At 75.3% G+C, this 2,374-nt stretch carries 1 protein-coding gene and 1 pseudogene; both read left to right on the forward strand.

Annotated features, from left to right (window positions below; translation table 11 throughout):
* A pseudogene (locus tag ACFU99_RS40975) lies at positions 1-534 on the forward strand (M18 family aminopeptidase); the annotation flags it as partial.
* A 1-nt stretch (position 535) separates the two neighbouring features.
* Positions 536-2,374: BTAD domain-containing putative transcriptional regulator (locus ACFU99_RS40980; protein ID WP_384403084.1), on the forward strand; the 1,839-nt coding region annotated here is incomplete at its 3' end.

The raw sequence follows: 2,374 nt of genomic DNA on the forward strand, positions 1-2,374 counted from the left end.
CTCCCGTACATCCCGGTGCTCGCCGCCTTCGACCACGAGGAGAACGGCAGCCAGGCCGACACCGGCGCCGACGGCCCGCTCCTCGGCAACGTCCTGGAGCGCTCCGTGTTCGCCCGCGGCGGCGGCTACGAGGACAAGGCTCGCGCCTTCGCCGGCACCGTCTGCCTCTCCTCCGACACCGGCCACGCCGTGCACCCCAACTACGCCGAGCGCCACGAGCCGGGCCACCACCCGATGCCCAACGCCGGCCCCATCCTCAAGGTCAACGTCAACCAGCGCTACGCCACGGACGGCAGCGGCCGGGCCGTCTTCGCCGCCGCGTGCGAGCGCGCCGACGTACCCTGGCAGAGCTTCGTCTCCATCAACTCCATGCCGTGCGGCACCACCATCGGTCCCATCACCGCCGCCCGGCACGGCATCACCACCATCGACATCGGCGCCGCGATCCTCTCCATGCACTCCGCCCGCGAGCTGTGCGGCGCGGACGACCCACACCTGCTCGCGTCCGCGCTGAGCGCCTTCCTGGAGGGCTGATTTGGAGTTCTCACTACTGGGCCCGGTCGCTGTCTCCACCCAGTCCGGAGAGCTGCCGCTGGGCCCGGCCAAACGCCGCAGCGTGCTCGCCATGCTGCTGCTGCGCCCCAACACCACCGTTTCCGTCGAGCAGTTGACCGGATCCGTATGGGAGGACGAACCGCCCGAGCACGCCCGTACGGTCATCCAAGGCCATGTCTCCAAGCTCCGCGCCACCCTCGCCGACGGCGGCGCGGAGGCGTACGGCATCGAGCTGACCACCCGCGGCTCGGCCTATCTGCTGCGGCTGCCCGAGGAGTTGATCGACACCTACCGGTTCAGCGAACTGGTCAACCTGGCGCGCCCCGAGGAGGCGCCGGACGACGCCGTTCCGCTGCTCCGCGAGGCGCTGGCGCTGTGGCGCGGCCCCGCGCTCTCCGGCACCGTCTCCAGCCCCCCGCTGGCGGCCGCCGCGCACGCCCTGGAGGAGCGCCGGCTGACCGGCGTGGAGGCCCTGGCCGCCGCGCACGGCGCGCTGGGCGACCACAGCCGCGCCGCGGCGACGCTGCACTCGGCCGCCGTCGCCCACCCGCTGCGCGAGGGGCTGATCGCCGCCCTCATGCAGTCCCTCTACCGGGCGGGCCGCCAGTCCGACGCCATCGACTGGTATCACCGCACGCGGCGGCTGCTCTCCGACGACCTCGGCGTCGACCCCGGCGAGCAGCTCCGCTCGTCGTACGAGCAGATCCTGCGGGCGGGCGGGCCGCCGGCTCCTGCGCCGTCTTCTCCGTCGCCTTCGTCGAAGCCCGCGCCGTCCCGGCCGGCTGTGGGCGGCGGGCGCGCGCCTGCCGCCGATCCGAGGATCGCGGCGGGTACGGGCCGCCCTGGCGCGGCGGCCCGCGACCCCAGGGCAGCTCCCCCGAGCGGTACGGGCTACGGACAGAGCCAAGGACAGGTCCAAGGTCAAAGCCAGGGCCAAGGCCAAGGCCAGAGCTACGCACCCCACCAGGCCCAAGGCCAAGGCCAAGGCATGCGCGCAGCGGCGGCCCCGCGCCTGCTCCCCCGCCCCCCGGCCGGATTCCTCGGCCGCGAGGAGGAGTTGGCGGAGATCACCAGGCTGGCGCTGCCCGGCGCGGCCACCGGTGCGCCGCTGCCGCCGGACGCGGACAGCACCGTGGTGCTCGTCACCGGCCCGGCCGGGGTCGGCAAGACGGCCTGTTCGGTGCGGTGGGGCCACACCCATGAGGCGCACTTCCCCGACGGGCTGCTCTTCGCGGACCTGCGCGGGTTCGGGGAGAGCGACGAGGCGGCGCCGATAGAGGTGCTGAGCGAGTTCCTGCTGGCGCTCGGCACCCCGCCGGACCGCATCCCGACGTCGCCGCAGGCGGCAGCCGCGCTGTACCGGTCGCTGGCGGCGAGCCGCAGGCTGCTCGTCATCCTCGACAACGCGAGCGGCTCCGCGCAGGTGCGCCCGCTGCTCCCGGCGGGCCCCGGCTGCACCACGCTGGTCACCAGCCGCAGCAGGCTGGACGGGCTGGTCGCGACGGACTCGGCCCGGCCCGTACGGCTGCATCCGCTGGCGCCCGCCGACGGCGTGGCGCTGCTCGGCGCGCTGCTCGGGCAGGAGCGGGTCGCCGAGGACCCGGAGGCGGCGCACGAGCTGGCGGCCCTGTGCGACGGGCTGCCGCTGGCGCTGCGCGCGGCGTCGGCGCAGCTCACGGCCCGCCCCCGGTGGCGGCTGGCGCGGCTGGCGACGGCGCTGCGCGACGAACGCCGGCGGCTCGCGCTGCTGTCCGCGGAGGACACGGGGGTGGCGGCGGCGCTGCGTACGTCCGTGGCCAGGCTCTCGGCGGACGACGCG

Source organism: Streptomyces sp. NPDC057654, assembly GCF_042800135.1.
Taxonomy (GTDB): domain Bacteria; phylum Actinomycetota; class Actinomycetes; order Streptomycetales; family Streptomycetaceae; genus Streptomyces.